This is a genomic window from Pseudomonas sp. 008 (genome assembly GCF_016861935.1).
In the GTDB taxonomy this organism is placed as follows: Bacteria; Pseudomonadota; Gammaproteobacteria; order Pseudomonadales; family Pseudomonadaceae; genus Aquipseudomonas.
This window is the reverse complement of sequence record NZ_BOMA01000012.1, coordinates 211,301-236,058: the sequence shown is the minus strand read 5'-3', so window position 1 is coordinate 236,058 and position 24,758 is coordinate 211,301. Positions and strand designations below refer to the sequence as shown.

Below are 24,758 nucleotides of genomic sequence, written 5' to 3'. Positions count from 1 at the left end.
GGATGCCCGGCCAGGGCACTGCTCAGTGCTACTTCAGGTTGCTTTTGAAGAACGTGGTCAACTTGGCGAATGGAATGAGGTTGACCCGGTCGTAAAGATCCACATGGCCGGCATCTGGAATGATGAGCAGTTCTTTAGGTTCTGCCGCGCGTTTGTAGGCATCCTCACTGAACTCGAGTGAGTGCGCCCGGGCGCCAGCAATGAACAGCAGTGGGCGAGGGGAGATCGTCTCGATGTCGTTGAACGGATAGAAGTTCATGAATTTCACGTTGCTGGTCAGCGTCGGCATGGTGGTTGTCTGTGCCGATGCGCCGGCAGGGGTGACCTCACCACGCGGTGTGCGATAGAAATCGTAGAACTCGTCACCCACGGCGTTGCCGGTCAGCTTCAGTGGTGAGCCGCTGGTATAGCGGACTTCGCCACCCCAGAATTCGGCGTTGCGCTGCTGCGCCGCTTCGCGAATGATTTGTTGGCGTTGTTCGATCGTTACACTGTGCTTGAGGCCATTACGATTGGCGGCGCCCATGTCGTACATGCTGACGGTGGCGATGGCCTTTAGACGCGGATCGATCTTGGCCGCACTGATGGCGAAGCTGCCACTGCCGCAAATACCGATGACGCCGATACGTTCACGATCGACCAATGGGCGAGAGCCGAGAAAGTCCACGGCGGCACTGAAGTCTTCGGCGTAGATATCAGGCGAAACGGCCTGGCGAGGCGTGCCCTCACTTTCACCCCAGAAGGACAAGTCCAGCGACAGTGTGATAAATCCCTGCTCGGCCATTTTTGTGGCGTAGAGGTTTGCACTTTGCTCCTTCACTGCCCCCATTGGATGACCGACAATGATCGCGGCATTCTTCGATTGAGGATTGAGGTTCTTCAGGATGAACAGGTTGCCTACCACCTTCATGCCGTATTGATTCTTGAAGGTGACCTTTTCTACCGTCACTTTTTCGCTTTTGTAGAAGTTGTCCGCGCCGTTCGACAAATCGGCTCCCGTTGAAGAAAAAGAGGTAACAAGCAGCCCTAGGGCAAGCAAAATGCCTTTCACTGGATAGTCCTTTTGATGAGTGGTTATTCGCTGGCGCTTTTTGCTTAGCCAGCCAATGTGGCGTTGTCGATCACGAAGCGATACTTGACGTCGCCCTTGAGCATCCGCTCATAGGATTCGTTGATTTGATCGACCCGGACCAACTCGATGTCGGCGACGATGCCGCGCTCGGCGCAGAAATCCAGCATCTCCTGCGTCTCGGGGATACCGCCGATCATCGAGCCGGCAATCGTTCGTCGTTTCATGATCAGGTTGAACACATTGGGCGATGGATGCGGCGAGGCGGGCGCACCGACCAGGGTCAGCGCACCATCGCGCTTGAGTAGAACCAGGAAGGCATCGAGATCGTGGGGGGGCTGCGACGGTGTTGAGGATGAAGTCGAAGCTCTTGGCATGCGCGGCCAACTCCTCAGCGTTGCGCGATACCACCACTTCGTCAGCGCCCAACTCCTTCGCCGCTTCGCGCTTGGATTCGGATGTAGTGAACGCCACAACGTGGGCGCCCATCGCGTGGGCCAGCTTGATGCCCATGTGGCCCAGGCCACCAATGCCGACCACGCCGATTTTCTTGCCCGAAAATTGCGTGCCTGCCCACTCGGCGCGCACCTGGTGCAAGTCCGAATGGCAGATGCCGCAAAAGGCGATATCGATCTGAACGTCATGGGCGGCGGGTGTACGGCGAATGATTTGCAACGGTTCAAGGGGCTTGTCGCCCGCATGAGCACCATAGGCTTGTACAAGCATGGGAGAGTCCTCAATGGCTTTGTCGGATGAACATTTTCCGGCTATGCCCAGACTCCCTGTAGTGCATTGCGCTGGATTACTTGCCTGATTCTATGAGTCTCTGTTTTTTTGCAGGACGGTCACGAGCGGGCGAGTTAGAGTTCAGCGAAGAGGTACAAGGCGAACATGACGATCAAACACGACACCGCTGCTCAACACCTGTCGCCACAAGAAACGCTCGCGCGGATCATTGGCGAGCAGATCCCGAAACCAGGTGATTACGGAACGCCCATTGCGGGCCTGGGCTTTTTCAGGCGCGAACATCCGTCGCCGCCCGTCGTCTGCATGGTCGAGCCAAGCATCATCCTCGTCGCCCAGGGGGAGAAACAGCTGTGGGTAGGTGGCGAGGGCTACCCGTATGACACGTCGCGATTTCTGATCACCTCATTGGACTTGCCCGCCAATTCTGAGGTGCTGGTGGCAAGCCCGGAGCAGCCATGCCTGGGGCTGACTTTGAAGCTCGATCTGCGCATGCTGGCTGAGCTGATAGTGCAGGGTGACTTGCCGCCAACCCGTGATCGATCAGTGGTGAAAGGTGTCGGGATTGGTTCAGTAACGCCTGCCATGTTGGCGTCGTTCGAGCGCTTGCTGGCGCTACTCGATGAACCCGAAGCCATCCCTGTGCTTGCGCCCCTGATTCAGCGCGAAATTCACTATCGTCTCTTGAAGAGTGATCAGGCTGCCAGGTTGCGGCAGATTACCTCGGTCGATGGCCAGGGTTATCGCATCGCAAAAGCCATCGACTGGCTGAAGTTGAATTACGCCTCGGCGCTTCGCGTCGAAGAACTTGCGGCGCGAGTGCAGATGAGCACACCCACCTTTCATCACCACTTCCGCCAGCTCACCTCGATGAGCCCGTTGCAGTACCAGAAGTGGTTGCGATTGAACGAGGCGAGGCGATTGATGCTCAACGAGCATCAGGAAGTATCAAGCGCAGCCTATCAGGTCGGCTATGAAAGCCCGTCGCAGTTCAGCCGCGAATACAGCCGTCTGTTTGGCGTACCCCCCAAGCGGGATATTGCGATGTTGCGAGGGCAGGGGGTAGCAACATAAATACACCCTGTCAGGCAGGCGCCATCAGGACGGTTCTCAGCTGGCAGCTAAGGCTATACAAGGCCGACAAACGACAGAATAACCAGGACAATCACAACTGCCCCGACGATGTAGATAATATTGTTCATGAAAACCACCTCTCTATCCCAACAGGATTGCGACACCACGGTGCCTAATACAGATGACACCTTCGTTCGCAGTTACGTTCCCCGAACCAGTCTCGGCGGCCGCACTCACCACTGAAGGACTATCAGATAATGTTCTCCAATAAATCAGTCGTGTGTCGCGCTGCAACAACTCCTCGAGGCAGCCACTGTCGACCGGCTCAAGTGATGAAGTTTGTGGGCGCTCGGAAAAGTCGTTCAAAATGGCCGATTTGTGACTATATATCTTGTCGGTCACAAGTTGTCAGTCCTCGATAGGATGAGTAAGCTGTTCCCATGAATCAGCCATCAATATCTTCAGCTTCGCCCAGCCCCCGTGGCCCAGCCGATCACGACATTCGAGACCAGATTGTTGCGGCGGCCAACGAACACTTCAGTCAGTACGGCTACGGCAAAACCACGGTTTCCGACCTGGCTAGGGCCATTGGGTTTTCCAAGGCCTACATCTACAAATTTTTTGATTCCAAGCAGGCGATCGGTGAAGCCATCTGTGCAAATTGTCTGGCAGAAATCGTCGCGGCTGTGGAGCAGGCGATCAATGTAGAAGACCTGTCGCCGACGGAACGCTTTCGACGATTGGTCAAAACTGTGGTCGCCACAGGCGTGAATCTGTTCTTTAACGACCGAAAACTCTATGACATAGCAGCATTTGCGGCGTCGGAAAGCTGGCCCAGTACGCAGGCTTATGACGCACAGATCAAACGCTTCGTGTTGCAAATCGTGCGGGAGGGGCGAGAGATCGGCGAATTTGAACGCAAGACTCCCCTGGACGAAACAGTAGAAGCGATACATCTGGCTTTGCGGCCTTTCGTCAATCCTTTACTCCTGCAGTACAACCTCGATTATGTCGAGGAGGCGCCCACGCTCACCGCCAACCTCATTTTGCGTAGCCTCATGCCTTGACCTTCGGCTAACGGTTTTACGTCATGCCTGTGTAAGCGACACATCACCAAAACGGCTTTTCACTTTGCCCTTCTTCCAGTCGTCGAAGGGCATTTCATTTATTCGCATTGTGACCGTTGACTGAATTGGTCACATGAATAAATATGGTGAGCCGTTGCTTCTACTGCTTCATCTCAGTGATCCCATAGAGTTCAAACAATGAAAAAAATATTGCTCAAGAGCCCATTTGGCCTCGCTGTCGTGCTCGCATCTTCAAATGTGTTTGCAAGCGGTTTCGCTCTCAATGAACAAAGCGTCAGTGGGATGGGGTCCGGGTTTGCCGGGCGCTCCTCATCCGCTGAAGATGCGAGCACGGTCTTCGGTAATCCGGCGGGTATGTCTCGATTGAAAAGAGAGCAGGTCAGCGTGGGCGCGGCGACTCTATTCGCGAAGACCGACATAAGCCAAACCCGCAGTACATTCGGAGGTCAGGAAGACGGCGACATGGTGCCAACCACCACAGTGCCTATGGGTTACTACGTCAAACCCATCGATGAGCATTGGGCGTTTGGTGTAGGTTTTTATGTACCTTTCGGTCTGATGACTGACTATGGCAGCGGTTTTGCCGGGCGTTACTACGCCAACAAAAGTGAGGTCACGACCCTTACGTTCCAGCCCACCATCAGCTATGCCTTTAACGACAAAGTTTCGATCGGGTTCGGTCCGACCATCAACCGCATCACCGGTGAGCTGTCCGGGATGGTGCCCAATCCACTTAGCCCAGGTCGCAATGACGGAAAACTCAAAAGCACGGGCGATGACACGGCCCTCGGTTTCAACGCCGGTATCCTGGTGCAGGCTACAGACCAAACTCGCTTGGGCATGACTTACCATTCCAAGGTCAGTTACCACTTGGACGCCAAGACCAAGGTCACCGACGGCATCTTTAGCGTGTTGGGGGTCAGCGGCCGGAGTTATGACGCTTCGCTGGATGTGGATACCCCAGAGTCAGTGGATTTCTCGGTGACTCATCAGCTCAATAATAACTGGACTCTATATTTGGGGAGTACCTGGACACGCTGGAGTCGCTTTAAAGAATTAACCATCGAGAACACGGGTTTACCCCCTTTGTTGAGCGGCTCGCTGGGCACGATTACCGAAGAACAGAACTGGCATGATACGTGGGCTCATGCTATCGGCACGGCGTACAAATTGAACAGCCAATGGGTACTTCGCGCAGGCTTCTCGGTCGACCAGTCTCCCACCAATAACACCAACCGTGGACCACGTATTCCTACGGGTGACCGGAAGGTTATCAGCTTCGGTGCTGGCTGGACTCCGGTGGACAATGTCACGATCGATGTTGCTTATTCCTACCTATGGGAGGAGAGCGTGCAGATCAACGACGCCTCTGCGAATAGAGGTGCATACAGTGCCAAATTTAAGAACAGTGCGAACGGGCTCGGTACGTCTGTGAGTTACCGCTTCTAATTGAGTGCTGTTACACGATGAATGTCCTGTCGGGAGCACGCGTTGCCTCCCGACCTTTAGGAACACATCTCGGGCCTTTCCCCTGAGGTAAAAGGCCTCTTTGTCGCCCCCTCAGACTCCCATCACCTGCGCCATAAGGCCCTGATGAAACCGACGAGGCGTGGCCCAAGTCAAGACAGTAATGGCCTTGTTGCCAAAACCCGGCACCACACTCATGCGTCCGGCTTGCAGTGCACGGATTCCTGCACGCACGACGGGTTGAGGCTGCATCATCACCATTTTCAAGGCCGGTGTGATCCGTTGCTTGGCGCTTTCTGCAAATCCGGTATCCGACATTCCTGGGCACAGTGCGGTAACGACGACGCCGTCATTTTTCAGTTCGCGATGAAGCGCATCAGAGAAGCGAAGAACATAGGCTTTCGCGGCAGAGTAAACGGCGAAATTCTTCACGCCCTGGAAGGACAGCAAGCTGGCGACCATCAGGATGTGCCCACGTTTGCGGGCTCGCATGTCGGCCGCGAAAAGGCGTGTCAGGGCTGTCAGGCTGGCGATATCCAAATCAATCATGGTCAGGGACTCATCCAGAGGTTGATCCAGGAAAGGCCCCTGCAATCCATGACCCGCATTGTTGATGAGCACATCGATCACTATATTGCGTTCGCTGAGTCGCTCATGCAGTCCGATGATCGCCGGGATCGAGGACAGGTCTACTTGTTCGACGATCACATCAACGCCGAAGCGTTCGCGCAGCTGCGCCGATAGCGCTTCGAGCTTACTCAGCCTTCTTGCTACCAGAACGAGCGATTTTCCCTGCGCTGCATATTGCCGGGCAAACTCCTCGCCAAATCCGCTTGATGCGCCGGTGATGAGCACCCAGGAATTTTCGTTCGACTTCATTTCGCTTTACTCCGGTTGGTTTCTATTGAGCAATTGGCTGCTGACCGCGTCAGTCGGTGAGCGAACCCACTCTCGGATTGGGTAGTAGCTGAAAGAGGGGGGAGGTGCGTGCATCAAGTGCTACGTCACCTGGTTAAATCATCGTGTCGCAACAGGCTGAGTTTCAGGAGGCTGCCAGCCACCACCGAGCGCCTTGAATGCCGCGACTGCCGCCCGTGCCGATTCCGTTCGAGCTTGTGCCCGAGCATCGGAAGCCTGCAGCATCGTCTCGTCGGCGTGCAGGACATCGATCAGGCTGGCTGTGCCTTTCTCATAGGCAATGAACGACGATTGGCGAGCCTGTGTCAGAGACGCCTCTCCCCCGGTGAGGGTGGTTGCTTGAGCTTCCCGATTCACCAGTGAGGAGAGCGCGTTCTCAACATCCTCGGTGGCGCGCAGCACGGACTGACGGTAAGCGGCCAAGGTTTCGGCTTCTTGTCCCTTGGCTTGGTCGATTTGGGCGTTTATGCGACCGAAGTCGAAGAGTCTCCAGCGCAGTCCCAATACGCCCGCCGACTGGCTGGCACCGCTGGTGAAAAGATTACCTGCGGATACAGCCGTAGCACTACCCAGCAATGCGCTGAGGGAGAATTTCGGGTAGTACTCAGCAATCGCCTCCCCGATGCGTGCGTTTGAAGCCGCAAGACGGCGCTCAGCCACAATGAGGTCTGGCCTGCGGCGCAGCAAATCGGCCGGCGTTCCCATCGTCTTTAACTGCGGCGCTACAGGAATGCTCCCCGCACTGGCCAGTTGTGTGCGGTGAGTGCCTGGCGGCGTGCCGAGCATGACATCCAGCGCATTCATGGCAGCATCGAGACCGGTCTGCAGGACCGGCACTGTCGCCTGGACCTGCGATAGCGCCCCCTCGGCCTGGCGAACCTGATAGTTGGCGGCGAGCCCCTTGCTGTAGAGCAACTGGACTTTCTCTAGCAACTCCTGCTGCGTTTTAACTTGCCGATTCGCAATGTCCAGCCGGGTCTGCAGTCCGCGGATAGTGATGTAGATATCGGCGGTCTGTGCAGCGACGGCCAATCGTGTGGCAGCGACGCCCGCCTGGGAAGCCTGGTACTCGGCCAGAGCAGCCTCGCGTCCGCGGCGCAATCCGCCAAAGACATCTACCTCCCAGCTGGCATCGAGGTTGGCCTCGTAGGAACTTCCGTACCGATCATAGCCAGGTGTTGAGTTCAACACCTGGCCGAGCGGAGTCTCGATTGACTGGTAGGAGCGCGCGGCCTGTCCGCTGATGTTCCCCGAGGGCAGTAAAGCGGCATTTGCGGCGCCCAGTCCGGCCCGCGCCTGCGTGACTCGCGCCGACGCCTGCGCCAGATCCAGGTTCTGCTCAAGTGCCTTGGAGACGAAGTCGGCTAACAGCGGATCACCAAAGCCTTCCCACCAGGCGACAAGACTGGCCGGCGTCGCCCCAGGCCTCTGTTCGACAGAAGACTGCCCCAAGTAATGGTCCGACAGTGGGGCGTCCGGACGGTGATAGTCCGGACCGACCGCGCAACCTGTCATCAAGCTGGCACTCACCAAGAGAGCAATGGGGCGGAGGGGAGGCATTGAGGTACCTTCAATCGAGGATGTTTGTGACTATATTACGTTATGGTCACTATCTGTCAATCGACGCTCTTTGGGCTGAGCTCGAGCTTGGCCAGCAGTGTTCGGCAATACTAGTGCTGAGATCATGGGGTTCGGTACTTCATAATTCGTGACCATTGACAGTTATGGTCACTAGACTGAGAATGAGGCGCCTGTCCTATTTTTTAAGTAAGGGAACCTATGCGCCGGCTTCGACCTGTCCCCATTGCCGCTTGCTTGTTGCCTCTCGTCCTGACGGCGTGTGGCGACTCATCCACCGTTGAAGATCCACGTACGCATGCCCCTCTGGTGAGGTCCTCTGCGGTTCAGGGTTCGTCCGACGTCTCACGTTCTTTCACGGGTGTCGTGGCTGCCCGCGTCCAGGGCGATCTGGGCTTCCGGGTGTCAGGCAAGATACTTGAGCGTCTGGTTGACACCGGTCAGACCGTTAAGCGTGGTCAGCCACTCATGCGTCTCGACCCAATCGACCTGGGGTTGCAGGCGCGAGCACAGCAAGAGTCGGTCATCGCCGCTCGGGCCCGAGCCAAGCAGACTGCAGATGACGAGGCGCGATATCGCGACCTGGTCGCCGCAGGCGCTATTTCCGCATCGGCTTACGACCAGATCAAAGCCGCAGCGGATACCGCAAAGGCGCAGCTCAGCGCTGCTGAAGCGCAGGCTGATGTAGCCCGCAATGCTTCTGGTTATGCGGTGCTGTTTGCGGATTCCGACGGCGTAGTGGTGGAGACGCTCGCCGAGCCCGGACAAGTCGTCAGCCCGGGACAGCCCGTGGTTCGACTGGCGCGGGCGGGGCAACGCGAAGCCATCGTGCATCTGCCCGAGACGCTACGCCCCGCAGCAGGATCCACCGCGCAGGCGACGCTTTATGGCAATACCACGGGTGCTGTTACAGCGAAGCTGAGGCTGCTTTCTGACTCGGCCGACCGAATGACACGCACCTTCGAGGCGCGGTATGTGCTTGAGGGGGCGCTGGCCAATGCACCGATAGGTTCGACCGTCACGCTTCGGATCGCTGAAGGCACCACGCAAGGGCAGGGGCTACAAGTGCCGATCGCCGCCGTTTATGACCCAGGCCAAGGCACTGGCGTATGGGTCATTGCCGGTACACCTGCGAAGGTGGCCTGGCGACCTGTTCAAGTCTTGGGCTTGAGCGACGACGCAGCGCGAGTCGCAGGCGATCTCAAGGTCGGCGAGCAGATTGTAGCGTTAGGCGCGCATCTGCTGCGCGATGGTGAGGAGGTGAGGCTGGCTCAACCGGATGGCGTCAAGGTCGCAGGGAGTCATCAATGAGCGAGGGGCGCTTCAATCTCTCTGCGATCGCCGTTCGCGAGCGCTCCATCACGGTGTTTCTGATCTTCCTGATCGCCGTTGCGGGCATCCTGTCGTTCTTCCAGCTGGGGCGTGCGGAAGATCCTCCGTTTACGGTCAAGCAGTTGACGGTCATTACCGCGTGGCCGGGCGCCACGGCGCAGGAGATGCAGGATCAGGTAGCAGAGCCACTTGAAAAGCGCCTGCAAGAACTGAAATGGTACGACCGCACGGAAACCTACACCCGTCCTGGCCTCGCCTTCACCATGGTGTCACTGCGCGATAGCACGCCGCCCTCGCAAGTGCAGGAGGAGTTCTATCAGGCGCGTAAAAAGCTCGACGATGAGGCCAGGAAGCTGCCGGCGGGTGTCATCGGGCCAATGGTCAACGACGAGTTTTCGGACGTGACATTTGCACTGTTCGCCCTGAAAGCCAAAGGCGAACCGCAGCGAATGTTGGTGCGTGATGCAGAGTCGTTGCGCCAACAACTGTTGCATGTGCCGGGCGTGAAGAAGGTCAACATCATTGGGGAGCAACCCGAGCGCATCTTTGTTTCCTTTTCCCATGATCGGCTGGCCACCTTGGGCGTATCGCCTCAGGACATCTTTGCCGCGCTGAATAATCAGAACGTGCTCACGCCTGCCGGCTCGATCGAAAGCGACGGGCCGCAGGTTTTTCTTCGGCTGGATGGCGCCTTCGATAAGGTGCAGAAGATTCGTGACACACCCATTGCGGTTCAGGGGCGGACGCTGAAGCTCTCGGACGTGGCGACGATCGAACGTGGTTATGAAGATCCGGCAACCTTTCTCGTGCGTAATAACGGTGAAGAGGCCTTGTTGCTGGGGATCGTGATGCGTGAGGGTTGGAACGGTCTTGACCTGGGCAAGGCGTTGGACGCGGAGACGGTCAAGATCAATCAAGGCATGCCGTTGGGCATGACGCTCTCCAAGGTCACCGATCAATCTGTAAATATCAGTTCGGCCGTCGGCGAGTTCATGGTCAAGTTTTTCGTCGCGCTGCTTGTGGTGATGCTTGTCTGCTTTCTCAGCATGGGCTGGCGTGTAGGCGTTGTGGTCGCTGCGGCTGTGCCGTTGACGTTGGCGGTGGTGTTTGTGGTGATGGCGGCCACTGGAAAGAACTTTGACCGTATCACCCTTGGCTCGTTGATTCTGGCGCTCGGACTGTTGGTGGACGACGCCATCATTGCTATCGAAATGATGGTGGTGAAAATGGAGGAGGGCTACGACCGCATCAAAGCTTCCGCGTATGCCTGGAGTCATACAGCCGCGCCGATGCTTTCCGGTACGCTGGTGACGGCTATCGGCTTTATGCCCAACGGTTTCGCGCAGTCGACAGCCGGCGAGTACACCAGCAACATGTTCTGGATCGTGGGCATTGCCCTGATTGCCTCCTGGGTGGTTGCGGTAGCTTTTACCCCGTACCTGGGTGTGAAGATGTTGCCGAACATCAAGAAGGTGGAGGGTGGTCATGCGGCCATCTACAACACCCGAAATTACAACCGCTTCCGTCAGGTGTTGACGCGTGTCATCGCTCGCAAATGGCTGGTAGCCGGTACTGTTATCGCAATGTTTGGCGTGGCGATTCTCGGCATGAGCCTGGTCAAGAAACAGTTCTTCCCTACCTCGGACCGTCCAGAGGTATTGATTGAAGTGCAAATGCCTTATGGAACCTCCATTGAGCAGACCAGCGCCACCACCGCCAAGATAGAGGCCTGGCTGCAAAAGCAGGGTGAGGCAAAAATCGTCACGGCCTATATCGGGCAAGGCGCGCCGCGTTTCTATCTGGCGATGGCGCCGGAACTCCCTGATCCATCGTTTGCGAAGATTGTGGTGCTGACGGACAGCCAGGAGGAGCGCGAGGCCCTCAAGTTCCGTCTCCGCGAAGCCGCTGCTGAGGGACTTGCCCCAGAAGCGCGTGTCAGGGTGACTCAGCTTGTATTTGGTCCATATTCGCCGTTCCCTGTTGCCTATCGGGTGATGGGGCCTGATCCGTCAAAATTGCGCGAGATCGCGAGCCAGGTACAGGACGTGATGCAGTCGAGCCCGATGATGAGAACCGTCAACACTGACTGGGGGCCACTGACGCCGACGCTGCATTTCGCTCTGGATCAGGATCGCTTGGAGGCGGTGGGGTTGACGTCAAACTCAGTCGCGCAGCAACTGCAATTCCTGTTGACCGGAGTACCGATCACCGCAGTTCGTGAGGACATTCGCTCGGTGCAGGTGGTCGGTCGCGCAGCGGGTGATATCCGGCTCGATCCCGCCAGGATAGAAGGTTTTACTCTGGTAGGCTCGGCGGGTCAGCGGATTCCGCTGTCTCAGGTGGGAGAGGTCGATGTTCGTATGGAGGATCCGATCCTCCGACGTCGTGACCGCACGCCGACCATTACCGTGCGCGGTGACATTGCCGAAGGCCTGCAGCCACCGGACGTCTCGAGCGTGATCATGAAGGAGCTGCAGCCGGTCATCGACCAGCTGCCTGACGGGTACCGGATCGAGCAGGCGGGTGCAATCGAGGAGTCGGGCAAAGCCGGTAAAGCGATGTTGCCGCTGTTCCCGATCATGATTGCCATGACGCTGCTGATCATTATTCTGCAGGTACGTTCGATCTCGGCGATGGTCATGGTGTTCCTCACCTCGCCACTGGGGTTGATTGGTGTGGTGCCGACACTGCTTATCTTCCAGCAGCCGTTTGGTATCAACGCTCTGGTAGGTCTAATCGCCCTTTCAGGCATTTTGATGCGCAATACGCTGATTCTGATTGGGCAAATCCATCACAACGCGCAAGAAGGGCTGGATCCGTTTCACGCGGTGATCGAAGCCACGGTCCAACGTGCCCGCCCGGTACTGCTGACAGCGCTGGCGGCAATCCTGGCATTCATTCCCCTGACACACTCCGTCTTCTGGGGGACGCTGGCCTACACGCTGATCGGAGGCACGTTCGTTGGAACCATCATGACGCTGGTGTTCCTGCCAGCGATGTACTCCATCTGGTTCAAGATCCGTCCTGACCATGCGGGGAAAACTGAACCAGCCAATAAGCAAGCAAGCCTGGTGGATAGGACGCCACCTCGTCCTCTCGACGTTCACCAAACCACAGAGCTTTAGCCGTAGGCCATAGCGTGCTGCTTTAGTGGGCGTCGACGTGGCTGTTTACCTGACACCGAACCGCCGAGGGGACGCAACGTCTCCTCGGCGGCCAACGTTCAGTCAGTCACAGACCCTTGCGGTATTCTCCCGGCGAAACTGTCCACCAGGCTTGCCACCACCATCTCTCCCATTCGCGTGCGAGTCTGCAGCGTCGCACTCGCGCGATGGGGCTGCAGCACCACGTTCTCGTTGGCAAACAGTGTCTCGGGGACGTTCGGTTCATCGACAAACACATCCAGTGCCGCACCCGCGATCTCTCCAGCGGCCAGTGCCGTCACCAGATCGACCTCGTTGACCAGCTTGCCGCGCGCCACGTTGATCAGATACCCGTCCTTGCCCAGTGCCTGCAGCACCTCGGCATTGATGATGGCTTCAGCCTTGTCGGCGGCGGCCGCGAGAATCAGTGCATCACTGTTGCTGGCCAGCTGCTTCAGATCGGCGATGAACGTGTGGTTCACGTCGCTCATCGGCTGCAGATCGGTGTAACTGATCGGGCAGCCAAACGCTGCGGCCCGGGTCGCTACTGCACGGCCGACCCGGCCCATGCCGACGATCCCGATGCGCATGCCCGACACCTGACGCGCCAACGGCAACGGGGCCAACGGTGTCGGGCTATGGGGCCATTGGCCCGAACGCACATAACGATCACTGGTGCACAGACTCCGGCACACGGCAATCAACAATCCGATGGCCAGGTCGGCGACGTCTTCGGTCAGCGCTCCGATGGTTGCAGTTACGCGGATTCCGCGATCCCGGGCGTAAGCCAGATCCACCGCATCGGTGCCGACGCCATTGACCGCCACCACTTCCAGTTTCGGTAGTTGCGCCATCAGCGCCTGGCTGATTCCGGTATGCCCGCCGGTGATCACCCCGCGAATGTTCGCACCGTGTTCCTGCAAATAAGCCTGCTTGTCGGCCTGCTGGAAGTAACGTCTGACGGTAAACAGCTCATCGAGCCGCGCGTTGATTTCAGGGATCAGGATCGGGCTGAGCTGCAAGACTTCTGGCTTCATGTAAACCTCGCATAGCGGAATAAAAAGACCGGTTCAACCGCGACCGGCAAACGGCATGGCAGTGGCCATGACGGTCATGTTCAGGACGTTCGCTTCCAGCGGCAGGCCGGCGATGTAGCGCACGGCATCGGCCACATGTTTGACGTCCACCATCGGCTCCACGGCGATGGTGCCGTTGGCCTGGCGCACGCCTTTGGTCATGCGCACCGACATTTCGGTCAAGGCGTTGCCGATGTCGATCTGGCTGCAGGCGATGTTGAATTCGCGCCCGTCCAGGGCCAGGGATTTGGTCAGCCCCAGCACCGCATGTTTGCTGGCGGTGTAGGCGCTGCTGAAGGGGCGTGGGGTATGCGCCGAGATCGAACCGTTATTGATGATGCGTCCGCCCTGTGGCTGTTGCCGGCGCATCAGTGCGAAGGCACCACGGGCGCAGAGGAAAACGCCGTTGAGGTTGGTGTCGATCACGTTTCGCCACTGCTCGAACGTCAGCTCATCGAGCGGCACAGCAGGGGCGTTGACCCCGGCGTTGTTGAACACCACGTCGAGGCGTCCGTATACCTCGGTGATGGTGGCAAACAGCGCATCGACACTGGCCGGGTCGCGCACATCAGTGGGCACCGCCAACGCTTCGTGTCCTTCGCTGAGCGCCAATTCGACCAAGGCCTGCAAAGGCTCCGCTCGGCGACCGGCCAACACCAGGGTGAATCCGTCTGCCATCAGAGCCAGCGCCACGGCGCGGCCGATTCCGCTGCCGGCGCCGGTGACCAGGGCCACTTTCAAAGGACTGGACATATTGTTATCTCCTTTTTTCAATTCACGAGAGCGTACGTCGGGTTCAAGGTCGCTGACCGACGCGCATTTCCAGTTGGCCGATGCCGTCGATCCCGGCATTGATGATGTCGCCCGGTTGCAGCACATCGACGCCCGCCGGGCTGCCGGTCATGATCAAGTCACCGGCCCGGAGCGCTACCGATTGCGAGATGCGGCTGATGACTTCACTGACCGACCAGATCTGGCTGTCGAGGCTGTCGCGTTGGCGCTCTTCGCCGTTGACGTTCAGCCACAAATCACCGTCCGGGTGTCCGGCGCGAGTCACCGGCACGATGGCGGTCATCGGCGCGGCGCCGTCAAACACCTTGGCACCTTCCCACGGCAAGCCATTGCTTTTGGCCGCACGCTGGACATCACTGCGGGTCAGGTCAAGGCCGACGGCATAGCCCCAGACATAGGCCAGCGCCTGGCTCTCCGGAATATTGGCGCCGCCTTCGCCGATGGCCACGACCAATTCGATTTCGTGGACAAACTCTTCGGTCAATGGCGGGAAAGTCACTTCGCCCGTCGCATCCACCACGTTGCTCGCCGGTTTCATGAAGAACACCGGCGGCTGGCGGGACTGGCCTTGGGTGTCTGGCCAAGGGTAGTTGCGGCCGACGCAAAAAACTCGGCCAACGGGAAAGCGCTGCTGGCTGCCGGCAACCGGCAAGGTCACGGGCAGATCCGGGGTAAACACGTACTCGGTCATCGTCATTTTTGTTGTCGTCCTGTTTGAAGCGTCAGCGTACGGCGGCAATCTTTTGCAAAGTTGGACGAAAGCCGCCTCGTGTTGGAGAAAAACGGTTTCTTGGCTCAGCGCGCCTTGAGTTCGATGCGATACAAGCGACCGAGCAGCAACGAATAGGACAAGGTCCCCATCAGCGCCACGCCGCCAATGAACCAGAAGGCGTAGGCAAACGAGCCTGTCGCGTGGACGATGCCGCCAATCACGATTGGGGTGACGATCCCGCCGATGTTGGCGGCCAGGCTGGTGACCCCGCCAGTCAGGCCGATCAATTCCTTGGGCGCGACTTCCGATACGGCCGCCCACGACGACGAAGCGATTCCCTGGGCGAAGAAGGCCATGGTCAGCACTGCAATGCAGATCACGTTCGAGTCGGTGAAATTCACCAGCACGATCGACATGCCCAGCATCGAGCCGACCACCAATGGCAACTTGCGGGCAAAGGACATTGAGTAACCACGGCGAATCAGCAGATCGGAGATGATGCCGGCGAGCAAGATGCCGACCGTTGCACCCACGAACGGCAGCACGGCGAAGACCCCGGCCTTGATCATGGTCAGCTTGCGTTCTTCGATCAGGTACGTCGGGAACCAGGTCAGGAAGAAGTACAACGCCGAGGTGCTGGCGAACTTGCCGATGCAAATCGCCCAGATCTGCCGATAGCTGAACAGCTCGGCGATCTGCCGCCAGTTGAACCGGGTGCGCTCCTGACTGCTCTTGACCAGTCCGCCCCCGGCTTCGATGTACTTCAGTTCTTCCTGGCTGACGTTCTTGCAGCTCAGCGGATCGCGGTACACGTAGAGCCAGATCACACCAAACGCAATGCCGAGTATCCCGGTGCTGTAGAAAACATGGCGCCAGTCATAGGTCGTGGCCAGCCATAACAGCACGCCGGTAAACAGTGCCGTGCCCAGATACTGACCGCACACGTAAATGCTGCTGGCCAGGCCCCGTTCGCGGGCCGGGAACCATACCGTCACCGCACGGCTGTTGGCCGGAAATGCTGGAGCCTCCATGGCACCGACAGCCAGTCGCAGCCCGAACAGCGAAGCGAACCCAGTGGCAAAGCCTTGGCACACGGTGACCGTCGACCAACTGATCAGCGACACCCCGTAGGTGAACCGGGAACCGAAGCGATCGGCGATGAACCCGGCGGGGACCAGAGCGAGTGCGTAGGTCCAGGCAAACGCGGAAAAAATCAGGCCCATTTCGATCTTGTCCAAGCCCAGATCCTTGGCCATGAACGGTGCGGCAATCGAGATATTTACGCGGTCGATGTAGTTGATGATGGTCGCAATCAGCAGCAATGACAGCATGAACCAGCGCCGACGCGTCGGTAGTCGCTGAGGCAACAGGGCGTCCCGGGCGCCGGCGCTCACCGACGGTGCGGTGGACGGGGAGGTTTGCGAATTCGACATGGGTAGACCTTCTTATTGTTAGGAGAATCGAGATGTTCGCGCGCAGCCGAAGCCGATGCCCCCAGTGCCGGGGCAGGGCGATTGCTACTTGAATGAGGGCGCGGACAGCTACTGTCAGGCGCTCAGATACGCCTTCGGACTGGCTCGGTCGGGGGAGGGTTGGCGAGGGAAAAAAGCAGGTTCATCACGAGCGCACCTTTTGATTGTTTTTGGAAGGGTCGGGCTGCATTGGTTGTTACAGTGGTCGTACAACCTCTCAAAATCAACGGAGGCGTTAGATCGTTTTTTCTCCTGTAAAAGGCGATCAATGCAGGTGTCCAAGAAAAATCAAATCAGCTCATTTCCTTCGTTATGCTTTATTCGATTCATAAGTTGATGTTTTTAAAAGATTAAATATTTTTTCGTGCTCGTAGTTTTTTGGACAGACGACACATCACACACGGATACAATTAATTCTCTGTATTTCGTTGTCATCCTATGACGTGTTGAAGCCAGCGGTGTCTGCCTTCACAATCACCGCGGTCGCCGCCTGCGTCGCGGCGCGACGACAACCTGTCCATGTACCTGTCGAGGATCCTCAGGCGATGTCGTCACCGAGTCGAGTACCCACTTATGTCATGCAGCAACGCAGCGAATTGACGGACTTTTACATCCGCGACAAAAAGGGCCGGCGCGCCGAAACCAGCCCGCATCGCCATGAGTATTTCCAGATCCAGGTCAACCTCGGTGGCGATACCGTGCAGCACATCGGCAACGTCGAGCGGCCGTTTCCGCGCAACACGCTGGCCTTCATCCTGCCGCATCGCGTGCACGTGATTCCGCATCCGGCCGACAGCAATTTCATGGTGATCAACTTTTCCCAGACCTTCCTGTTGCCGCATTTGCAGTGCGACCCGATGGACCTGGAGGAGGTCTCGATTCTGCTGGCACCCGAGTTGTCGCCGTTCCGCTTTCAGGAGCATCTGGATTTCATTCTGGCCGATGAAGATTTCAGCAAAGTCTGTGCCCTGATCGAACAGATGCGCGTGCTCGATGAAAACCGTCAGTTCGGCACTCGCGAGATGCTCAAGGGGTTGTTGCTGCAACTGGTGGGGAGCGTTTGTGCCTTGTATGCCGAGCCGCTCAAACGGTTGGCCGAAGAGAATGCCGCCGAAGTCAGCCGACGCGATGCGCTGAGCAGGATGTCCGAATACTTGCGCAAGAACATTGCCGATCCCGACCTCAACCTGATCAAGGTGGCTGCTGCGACTTACCTGTCACCGACATACCTGACGCACTGGTTGCGCAAGGAAATCGGCAAGACCTTCACTGAGCTGGTGCTCGAGCGCAGGATGCACGCGGCACGCAATTATTTGCTCAATGGGACACGACCAGTGGGGGAGGTGGCGAGGTTGTGCGGTTTCGCTGACGAGGCTTATTTTTCGCGACGCTTCCGCCAGATCCACGGCCAGCCTCCAGGGCAATTCAGGCGTCAGCAACTCAATCCTGATACGCCGCAATCACCGTCCAACACGTGATTGTTCATCGCTCACGTTGCAGCGCAAACTCGACGGCGCTTAGCAAGGCATCGCCGTTGAAGGGTTTACGCAAGCATTCGATGGGCTCATAGCGGCTGGATTCGGCCAGTGTGGCTTCATCCCAGTGTGCCGACATGCAAATCACTGGAAACTTTCGGCCCTTGAGCGTCAGCGCACGCATGACGTCCAGCCCTGACAGGCCGTTCATTTTCAGATCCAACAGCAGGCAGGCAACGTCATCGAAGTTTTCGAGGGCCAGGAATTCCTCGCCCGAGGCGAACACCCGAGAACGGTATCCGGCCGACCGGAGCAGATTGGCCAGGCTTTTGCGTACGGACGCATCGTCGTCCACGATGCAGACGATGATCATGGCGCTACGGGATGATTCGGGGGCGCAGCCAGTCTCCGTAGTCATGAAGAACCCTGCATGCCAAACGCTGGCTCCGTGCTGATCAAACCATACAGCTTGACCAGATTGACCAGAGAGCGTGTCTGCATTTTCTCCATGATGTGTTTGCGATGGACCTTGGCGGTGACTTCACTGGTGCCCAGCTGGTTGGCGATGTGCTTGTTGGACAGACCTGCGACGATCAGCGGCAGCACTTCGCGCTCACGGGGGGTCAACAGGGCAGCCCTTTGACGGGCGCTTTGTATGCGTTGCCATTGCTCGAACGCCGTCGCTGCACGCTGACGGGTGGCGCGCAGGGTGTCCAACAACTGGTCGTCGTTGAATGGTTTGGTCAGGAATTCGACCGCACCTGCTTTCATGGCCTGCACCGACATCGAGATGGTGCCGAAACCGGTCATGAAAATGACCGGCCACGGATGCCCGCGCTGTCCGAGCGCCGATTGAAGTTCCAGGCCTGTCGTTTCGGGCAGACTGACGTCAAGCAACAGGCAAGCGGGGCCGGTGTCGAGGTCAGCGTTGAGCAATTCTTCGGCCGAGGCGAATATCCGGTGCGCGATGCCTTCAGCCCGCAGCAGTCGGCTGAGAGCTGTACGCACGCTCGCTTCATCGTCGACGATGAACACCGGCACGCTGTCAGGATCGATCGTCTCCTGATCCTCTGGCGCCAAAGGGCCCGGTGCCACCGGATGGAACAGGGGCAGGGGCGGTTCACGTTTTTTCAATAATCGGTAACCTCGGCGCGGGACCGTCTGGATAAGTTCTTTTTCTCCGAGCAACTTGCGCAGTGAGGAAATCTGCACCTGCAGATTGTTTTCCTCGACGACGGTGTCGGGCCAGACCTGTGTGATCAATTCATCTTTGCTGACAATCCGGCCATCGGCGTGCATCAGCACCGAGAGGATTTCGAACGCCCGGCCCCCGACACGCAGCGGCCGTCCATCAAGAAAGGCTTCGCGCCGCTCCAGGGAAATAGTGGCTTGGCCGAGTCGGATCATGCGTTCTTCTGCACTGCGTGGATGGAGAGTGACGCCGGAGCATCGATTCATCAGAGGTACACGCTAGGGGACGGCCCCGCATAATGCAATTATCCCGAGGGATAACACACCGTGATTTCAGTGCGCAAAAACCATCGGCAACGGGGCAGCACGACAGCCATCATGGTGCCGATTACGGACAGGATTACCGGCATGCAGCCGTTGGGCCAGAGCCTTGCGTATACTCCAGGGCTCAGCCCGAAACGAATCTTCAGCGGTGATTGTTCATGTCCAGCCGTCCTCTCTCATCATCCGGTTCCCGCAGTCTTGAGGTCGTCCACGATGAAGCCTGGCTGGAACGCTGCACCTTCTCCATGCTGCGCCGGGAAAATGACCTGACCTGGTTCACGCTTCAGGACCGACCGTCGGGCACACACTGGCTTGCCGCCCGGGCGCCGATTCAGCTGCCCGCCACGTGCCAGCGGCTTGAGCGCGATTTTCATCTGCGCCTGGATCCGGCATGGGCGATTGCACCTGTCGCGTTTATCCGCTCGGCCGAGGGGCCCTTGTTGATCTATCCCGCATCGGGGACGCCGCTGATGGATCTGATCGGTGACGCCGGGCTGCCGCTGAGGCGCTTGTTGGCCATCGCCGTGGCGGCGGCCAACGCGCTGGCCAGCGCGCAGAACGCGGGTGTGCGCCATGCCAGCCTGCTGCCCCACCATTTGATGGTGGAAACCGCCGATTCGGTCAGACTCCTGGGTTTTCACAGTCATGCCGCAGAGGTGCCCACCGCTGAATTGCCCGGTCTGGAACAATGGCCGTACCTGGCGCCCGAACAGGTACGGCGCGATGCCGCCAGTTTTGACGCGCGCAGCGATATCTACGCCCTGACCGTAATCCTCTATCAAGCGCTGACCGGCCGACTGCCGCTCACCGCCCGCGACCCCTCGCAATGGCTGCACGTGCACGCCGCCGTGCAACCGCAATCACCGGCAATCCATGTTGCCGATCTGCCGGAAGGCATCTGCCAAGTGCTGCTCAAAGGCTTGGCGAAGGAACCGGGTGCCCGCTATCAGCGCGCAGAGTCGATGGCCGCGGATCTGGCCTGGTGCCAACAGCAGTGGCTGGAACACGAGCGCATTGATGGGTTTCGGCTGGGCGCCTTCGATGCGTTGCCTTCTGCGGCCCGCGGTGATGTTCTGTTCGGCCGCGAGGCTGAACGCATGCAGTTGATCGAGCAGATAAGTCATGTGCGCAGCGATGGCATCGCCCGGGTCCTGCTGGTCGGTGGCGCGCCGGGTGCCGGCAAGTCGACGCTGATCCACCAGGGTGTCCGGCCCTTGGCGCCCGGCTACTGGGCCAGCGGCAAGAGCAATCTGCTGCAGCAGGAAATTCCCTACGCGCCATTGGCAGAGATCCTCAAGTCGCTGATGACCCAACTGCTGGGCAAGCCGGCTCTGGAACTGGAGACGCTGGGCGAGCAACTGATCGAACGCCTCAAGGGACGGGGTAAACTCCTGGCGGATCTGGCGCCCGAGGCCGAGCTGGTCATCGGTGTCGCGCCTGAACTGCCGAACATGCCGGCCCGGCATGCGCTTGATCGCGCCAATCAAACGCTACTCGATGTTTTGGAAGTCTTCGCTCAGCCGGGACGACCCCTGGTGCTATTCATAGATGACGTGCAGTGGGCCGACGATTCGACGCTGTCGTTCTTGCAAGCCTTCATCGCCCGGCCGCCCCGGCATCTGGCGCTCATTCTGGCGTACCGTGAGGCCGAATCGCAGTCCCTCCAGCGTGAGGGTGGATTGCTGCAGGTGTTGGAGCATGGGCAATCGTTACCCTGTACAAGCGTCATGCTGGGTCCACTATCGGTGCCAGCAGTCGCGGAACTGATCGCCGCTGAACTGGACACCGACCCCGAGGCTATCGAGTCGCTCGCACCAGTCGTGCACTACAAGACGGCTGGCAACCCTCTTTTCATCAGCCAGGTGTTGCGCGCGTTGATCGATGAACGTTTGGTGTGCTTCGACGTGCACGGTCGCCGCTGGACCTGGAACCAGGAGGAGGTGGATGGTTACCGTTACGCCGATAACGTCGCGGACTTGATGGTGCAGCGATTCGAACGGCTGGCACCGATGGAACGCGAAGTGTTGCGCACGGCCGGGTATGTCGGCGGGCGCTGTGATGAATCGCTGCTGCACCGGTTGTTACCGTGTGATCAGCAACAGATCAACCGTGAAGTGCAAAGTCTGGTCGATGCCGGTTTTCTGTTGCGTGAGCGTGAGCAACTAGTGTTTCCCCACGACCGTGTACTTGAGGCAGCCTGTCAGCTTGCTGCGCCAGCGGGACGCGCCGCCGAGCATGCCCGTATCGCCGTCGCCATGCTTGATCAGTGGGGTGAGCAGATCCATGAGCGTGTATTTGAAGTCGCCAGCCAGGTTCAGCGTATTGACGTGGATAAACTGGAGGCGCATCGCCGTGCCGCGTTCGTCGAGCTGTTGGTCGAAGCTGCCGAACGTGCCAGGGACACCGCGGCTGTCGAGCAGGCCGTGGGCTATCTGCGCACGGCCGAGCGTCTGCTCGGGCAGACCGGTTGGTCGAGCCTTTACACTCAGGCGTTCGCCACCCAATGGCTGGCTGCCGAATGTGACATGCTGCTGGCCGATCTGGCCAGCGCCCAACACCGCCTCGACGACTGCCTGAATCACGCCACCACAGCCCTCGACCGCGCGAAAACCTATCGGTTACGGGCCACCTTGCGCACGTTGCACTCCGATTACGAGGGTGCGATAACCGAGGCGTTGACCGGGTTGACCCTGCTGGATATTCCCCTGCAGCGCAAGCCCTCGCACGATCAGCTGAGCCTCGTGTTTGCCCAGGTACGCGCACTCGTGGGCGCGCGCCGCATCGCCGATCTGGTGCATTTGCCCAAGGCCGATGACCCGCTTGTCGAAGTGGCCATGGAGTTGCTCAGCACATTGATTTCCTCGTTCTTCGTCAACGACGACATTCGTTTTCTGCATTTGGCGAAAATGGTCGAACTTACGTTGATGCATGGCACCACGCCGAGCAGCGGTTATGGGTTTGCCTGGTTTGGCGTGATGATTGCCGAGCGCTATGGCGAGTATGTGGACGGGCAGTCCTTCGCCGAAGTGGCCCTTGAACTCACTGACAAACACGGCTACGAAGCCGGACGCACAGGTACGCTGGTGGCGCTTGATCAAGTCAGCCCGTGGACCCGACCGATGGCGTACGCCCGACAGAAGGCGTTCGCAGCATTCGAGTGCGGTCAGGCCGGCGGTGACCTGGGTATGTCCTGTTATGCCTGCAACCACATCGGCTCCGATCTGTTGTTCATGGGCGAACCCTTACAACGAGTGTTGAGCGAACTGGAGCATGGCCTGGCCTGGGTGCGTCAGTTTCACTATATCGACATCGAACGCATCCTGCTGGCGCAACAGGCGTACGCCAGCGATCTGCGCGATGGGCGTCAGCACCGGCCGCTGACCGAACTGGACGGCACTGAACATGACCGTTTCGGCCCCATCGACCGCACCAGCGTGTCACAGCCGACTCTGTTCTGGACGTGGCTGTATTCAGGCATGTCCGCGTTTTACTACGGCGATATCCCTTACGCATTGCGGCGTTTCGAAGAGGCGGCCGCGCTGACCTGGTCCATTCCGGCACACATCAATCTCGCCGATTACTACCTGTTCTACAGCCTGGCTCTGGGCAGTGCGCAGGCACCGGGGGAGGTGGCCGAAAAACTGGAACAACTCGAACGGCAACGTCTGCGGTTTCTGTCATGGGTCGAGCTCAACCCGGCAACCTTTCGCAGTAAATTGCTGCTGATCGAAGGGGTCATCGCCCGTTTACGCGGTCAGGAGCTGGTTGCCATCCGCTGTTTTGATCAGTCCCAGATCGCTGCTGCAGCGGCCGGTTTCATCCACGAGCAGGCGCTGGCGCATGAACAGCTAGCCGATATCTGCTTACCTAACGGGCTGGTGTCGGGTGCCAATCACCACCTGCGCGTCGCGCGCGACTGTTACAACCTCTGGGGGGCCAACAGCAAGGCCCGCCAGCTGGAAGCCTTGCACCCGTTTCTGAACACAGAGTCGTCGTTCGAACCTGTCCGGCCTGTGACCCAGGTCCGCCTTGATCTTGAAGTGGGAATCGAGGCGGCGCGCGCACTTTCGCAAGAGGTATTGCTGGAACGACTGGTCGAAACCCTGATGAACCACCTGATGATTCAGGCGGGTGCCGATCATGGTGTTCTGATGATTGTCAGCGGCGCCGAGCTGCAACTCGCGGCAACCGCTTCTGTCGAGGCCGGCAACGTGCGGGTCGCGCTGGACACCGGGCAGCCGCTCGAACAGATGGCGCCTGCCTCGGTGCTCAACGCCAGCAAGCGCACCCGCAACACTCTGGTGCTCGACGATGCCCGGGCAGATTGTCCCGAGGCCTACAGCGCTGACCTCCTACAGCGCCAGACGCGTTCCATGTTGTGCCTGCCGTTGCTCAGACAAGGCACATTGATCGGTCTGGTCTATCTCGAAAACAGCCTGGTCCCCAAGCTGTTCAGCGCCGAGCGCCTGACCATGCTGGAAATACTCGCCTCCCAGGCCGCCGTGTCACTGCATACCGCCAGGCTGTATGCGCAGCTGGTCGAAGACACCCGACTGCGTGCGCAAATGGAAGCGGACTTGCGCAGTTCCCGGGCAGAACTGGCGCGTAGCTCGCACCTTAAAGTCATGGGCGAGCTGTCTGCTTCGATTGCCCATGAAATCAGCCAGCCGCTGCTGGGCATCTTGTCTAACGCCTCGGCGAGCCTGCGCTGGCTTAAGCGCGATCAGCCCGATCTGGAAGAGGCGATTCAGGGGCTGGAAGACATTCGCTCAGACAGCGCCCGCGCCGCCGATATTGTCCAGGCACTTCGCGCGCTCGCCAAACAGGCGCCGTTGCAACGGCGACCGGTGCAGATCGACGAGTTGATCGGTGAGGTCGTGCGCCTGACCGCCACCGATCTGGCGAACCGCAACGTGCAACTGCAAACCCGGCTTGATGCGCAATGCCCGGTTTGGGTCGACGCGGTGCAGATCCAGCAAGTGGTGTTCAACCTTATCACCAATGCGCAGGAAGCCATTGCCGGAGCCGGGTTGCCAGATGGACGCATCATCATCGGCTCAGCGGTCAAGGACGATCATGTTCAAGTCTGCTTCCAGGACAATGGGCCGGGAATTGACGCACCACAGCGCGAGCAAATCTTCGATGCGTTCTACACCACCAAAGGCAGCGGCATGGGGATGGGGCTGGCCATCTGCAGGTCAGTGATCGGTGCGCACGGCGGGACGCTGGTGGTCCAGGACAGCGATCAGGGCGCCAGGATCTGTTTCAATCTGCCGATCGCGGCGGCCAGCGTCGGATAAAAA

The 24,758-nt window shown here is 58.8% G+C and carries 16 protein-coding genes and 1 pseudogene; 7 read left to right on the top strand and 10 right to left on the bottom strand.

What is annotated here, in order from left to right:
* Positions 1-28 precede the first annotated feature (28 nt).
* Positions 29-1,051 carry an alpha/beta hydrolase gene (locus JUI81_RS23295; protein ID WP_026331598.1) on the bottom strand — a complete coding sequence of 341 codons (1,023 nt, stop codon included), beginning with the start codon at positions 1,049-1,051 and terminating at the stop codon, positions 29-31.
* Positions 1,052-1,095: 44 nt separating this feature from the next.
* A pseudogene (locus JUI81_RS23290) lies at positions 1,096-1,795 on the bottom strand (zinc-binding dehydrogenase).
* 165 nt (positions 1,796-1,960) lie between these two features.
* Between JUI81_RS23290 and JUI81_RS23285 the strand changes: the two are divergent.
* From JUI81_RS23285 to JUI81_RS23275, 3 genes are all read left to right on the top strand, one after another.
* Positions 1,961-2,887, top strand: a complete 927-nt coding sequence (locus JUI81_RS23285; RefSeq protein ID WP_204125129.1) for an AraC family transcriptional regulator — start codon at positions 1,961-1,963, stop codon at positions 2,885-2,887.
* A gap of 440 nt (positions 2,888-3,327) precedes the next feature.
* Positions 3,328-3,954, top strand: a complete 627-nt coding sequence (locus JUI81_RS23280) for a TetR/AcrR family transcriptional regulator (RefSeq protein ID WP_018927737.1) — start codon at positions 3,328-3,330, stop codon at positions 3,952-3,954.
* A gap of 198 nt (positions 3,955-4,152) precedes the next feature.
* Positions 4,153-5,424, top strand: coding sequence for an OmpP1/FadL family transporter (locus JUI81_RS23275; RefSeq protein ID WP_204125128.1), 1,272 nt, complete (start codon positions 4,153-4,155; stop codon positions 5,422-5,424).
* 111 nt (positions 5,425-5,535) lie between these two features.
* On the opposite strand, the gene JUI81_RS23270 is transcribed toward JUI81_RS23275, so the two are convergent.
* Positions 5,536-6,321 (bottom strand): SDR family oxidoreductase, encoded by a 786-nt coding sequence (locus JUI81_RS23270; protein ID WP_018927739.1) that lies wholly within the window; start codon positions 6,319-6,321, stop codon positions 5,536-5,538.
* 138 nt (positions 6,322-6,459) lie between these two features.
* The gene (locus JUI81_RS23265; RefSeq protein ID WP_019578526.1) at positions 6,460-7,920 is read right to left on the bottom strand and encodes an efflux transporter outer membrane subunit; all 1,461 of its coding nucleotides are present in this window, start codon (positions 7,918-7,920) and stop codon (positions 6,460-6,462) included.
* Positions 7,921-8,139: 219 nt separating this feature from the next.
* Here JUI81_RS23265 and JUI81_RS23260 point away from each other — a divergent pair, with 219 nt between their 5' ends.
* The gene (locus JUI81_RS23260; RefSeq protein ID WP_204125127.1) at positions 8,140-9,249 is read left to right on the top strand and encodes an efflux RND transporter periplasmic adaptor subunit; all 1,110 of its coding nucleotides are present in this window, start codon (positions 8,140-8,142) and stop codon (positions 9,247-9,249) included.
* On the top strand, positions 9,246-12,395 hold the full coding sequence (locus JUI81_RS23255) for an efflux RND transporter permease subunit (RefSeq protein ID WP_204125126.1): 3,150 nt from the start codon (positions 9,246-9,248) through the stop codon (positions 12,393-12,395). The genes JUI81_RS23260 and JUI81_RS23255 overlap by 4 nt, the downstream gene beginning before the upstream one ends.
* Before the next feature lie 98 nt (positions 12,396-12,493).
* Here JUI81_RS23255 and JUI81_RS23250 read toward each other — a convergent pair whose 3' ends face one another.
* The 4 genes from JUI81_RS23250 to JUI81_RS23235 form a co-directional block, all read right to left on the bottom strand.
* Positions 12,494-13,450 (bottom strand): 2-hydroxyacid dehydrogenase, encoded by a 957-nt coding sequence (locus JUI81_RS23250; RefSeq protein WP_204125125.1) that lies wholly within the window; start codon positions 13,448-13,450, stop codon positions 12,494-12,496.
* Positions 13,451-13,483: 33 nt separating this feature from the next.
* Positions 13,484-14,242 (bottom strand): SDR family oxidoreductase, encoded by a 759-nt coding sequence (locus JUI81_RS23245; RefSeq protein WP_138867308.1) that lies wholly within the window; start codon positions 14,240-14,242, stop codon positions 13,484-13,486.
* A gap of 43 nt (positions 14,243-14,285) precedes the next feature.
* On the bottom strand, positions 14,286-14,978 hold the full coding sequence (locus JUI81_RS23240) for a fumarylacetoacetate hydrolase family protein (RefSeq protein WP_204125124.1): 693 nt from the start codon (positions 14,976-14,978) through the stop codon (positions 14,286-14,288).
* A gap of 98 nt (positions 14,979-15,076) precedes the next feature.
* The gene (locus JUI81_RS23235) at positions 15,077-16,426 is read right to left on the bottom strand and encodes an MFS transporter (protein ID WP_204125123.1); all 1,350 of its coding nucleotides are present in this window, start codon (positions 16,424-16,426) and stop codon (positions 15,077-15,079) included.
* Positions 16,427-17,010: 584 nt separating this feature from the next.
* On the opposite strand from JUI81_RS23235, the gene JUI81_RS23230 reads away from it, so the two are divergent.
* The gene (locus JUI81_RS23230; protein WP_204125122.1) at positions 17,011-17,943 is read left to right on the top strand and encodes an AraC family transcriptional regulator; all 933 of its coding nucleotides are present in this window, start codon (positions 17,011-17,013) and stop codon (positions 17,941-17,943) included.
* A gap of 4 nt (positions 17,944-17,947) precedes the next feature.
* Here the strand turns inward: JUI81_RS23230 and JUI81_RS23225 are convergent, their stop codons facing one another.
* Together JUI81_RS23225 and JUI81_RS23220 are read right to left on the bottom strand one after the other, a co-directional pair.
* On the bottom strand, positions 17,948-18,313 hold the full coding sequence (locus JUI81_RS23225) for a response regulator transcription factor (RefSeq protein WP_019578533.1): 366 nt from the start codon (positions 18,311-18,313) through the stop codon (positions 17,948-17,950).
* A gap of 41 nt (positions 18,314-18,354) precedes the next feature.
* Positions 18,355-19,347, bottom strand: a complete 993-nt coding sequence (locus JUI81_RS23220; RefSeq protein WP_018927749.1) for a response regulator — start codon at positions 19,345-19,347, stop codon at positions 18,355-18,357.
* 353 nt (positions 19,348-19,700) lie between these two features.
* On the opposite strand from JUI81_RS23220, the gene JUI81_RS23215 reads away from it, so the two are divergent.
* On the top strand, positions 19,701-24,755 hold the full coding sequence (locus JUI81_RS23215; RefSeq protein WP_204125142.1) for an ATP-binding sensor histidine kinase: 5,055 nt from the start codon (positions 19,701-19,703) through the stop codon (positions 24,753-24,755).
* Positions 24,756-24,758 lie beyond the last annotated feature (3 nt).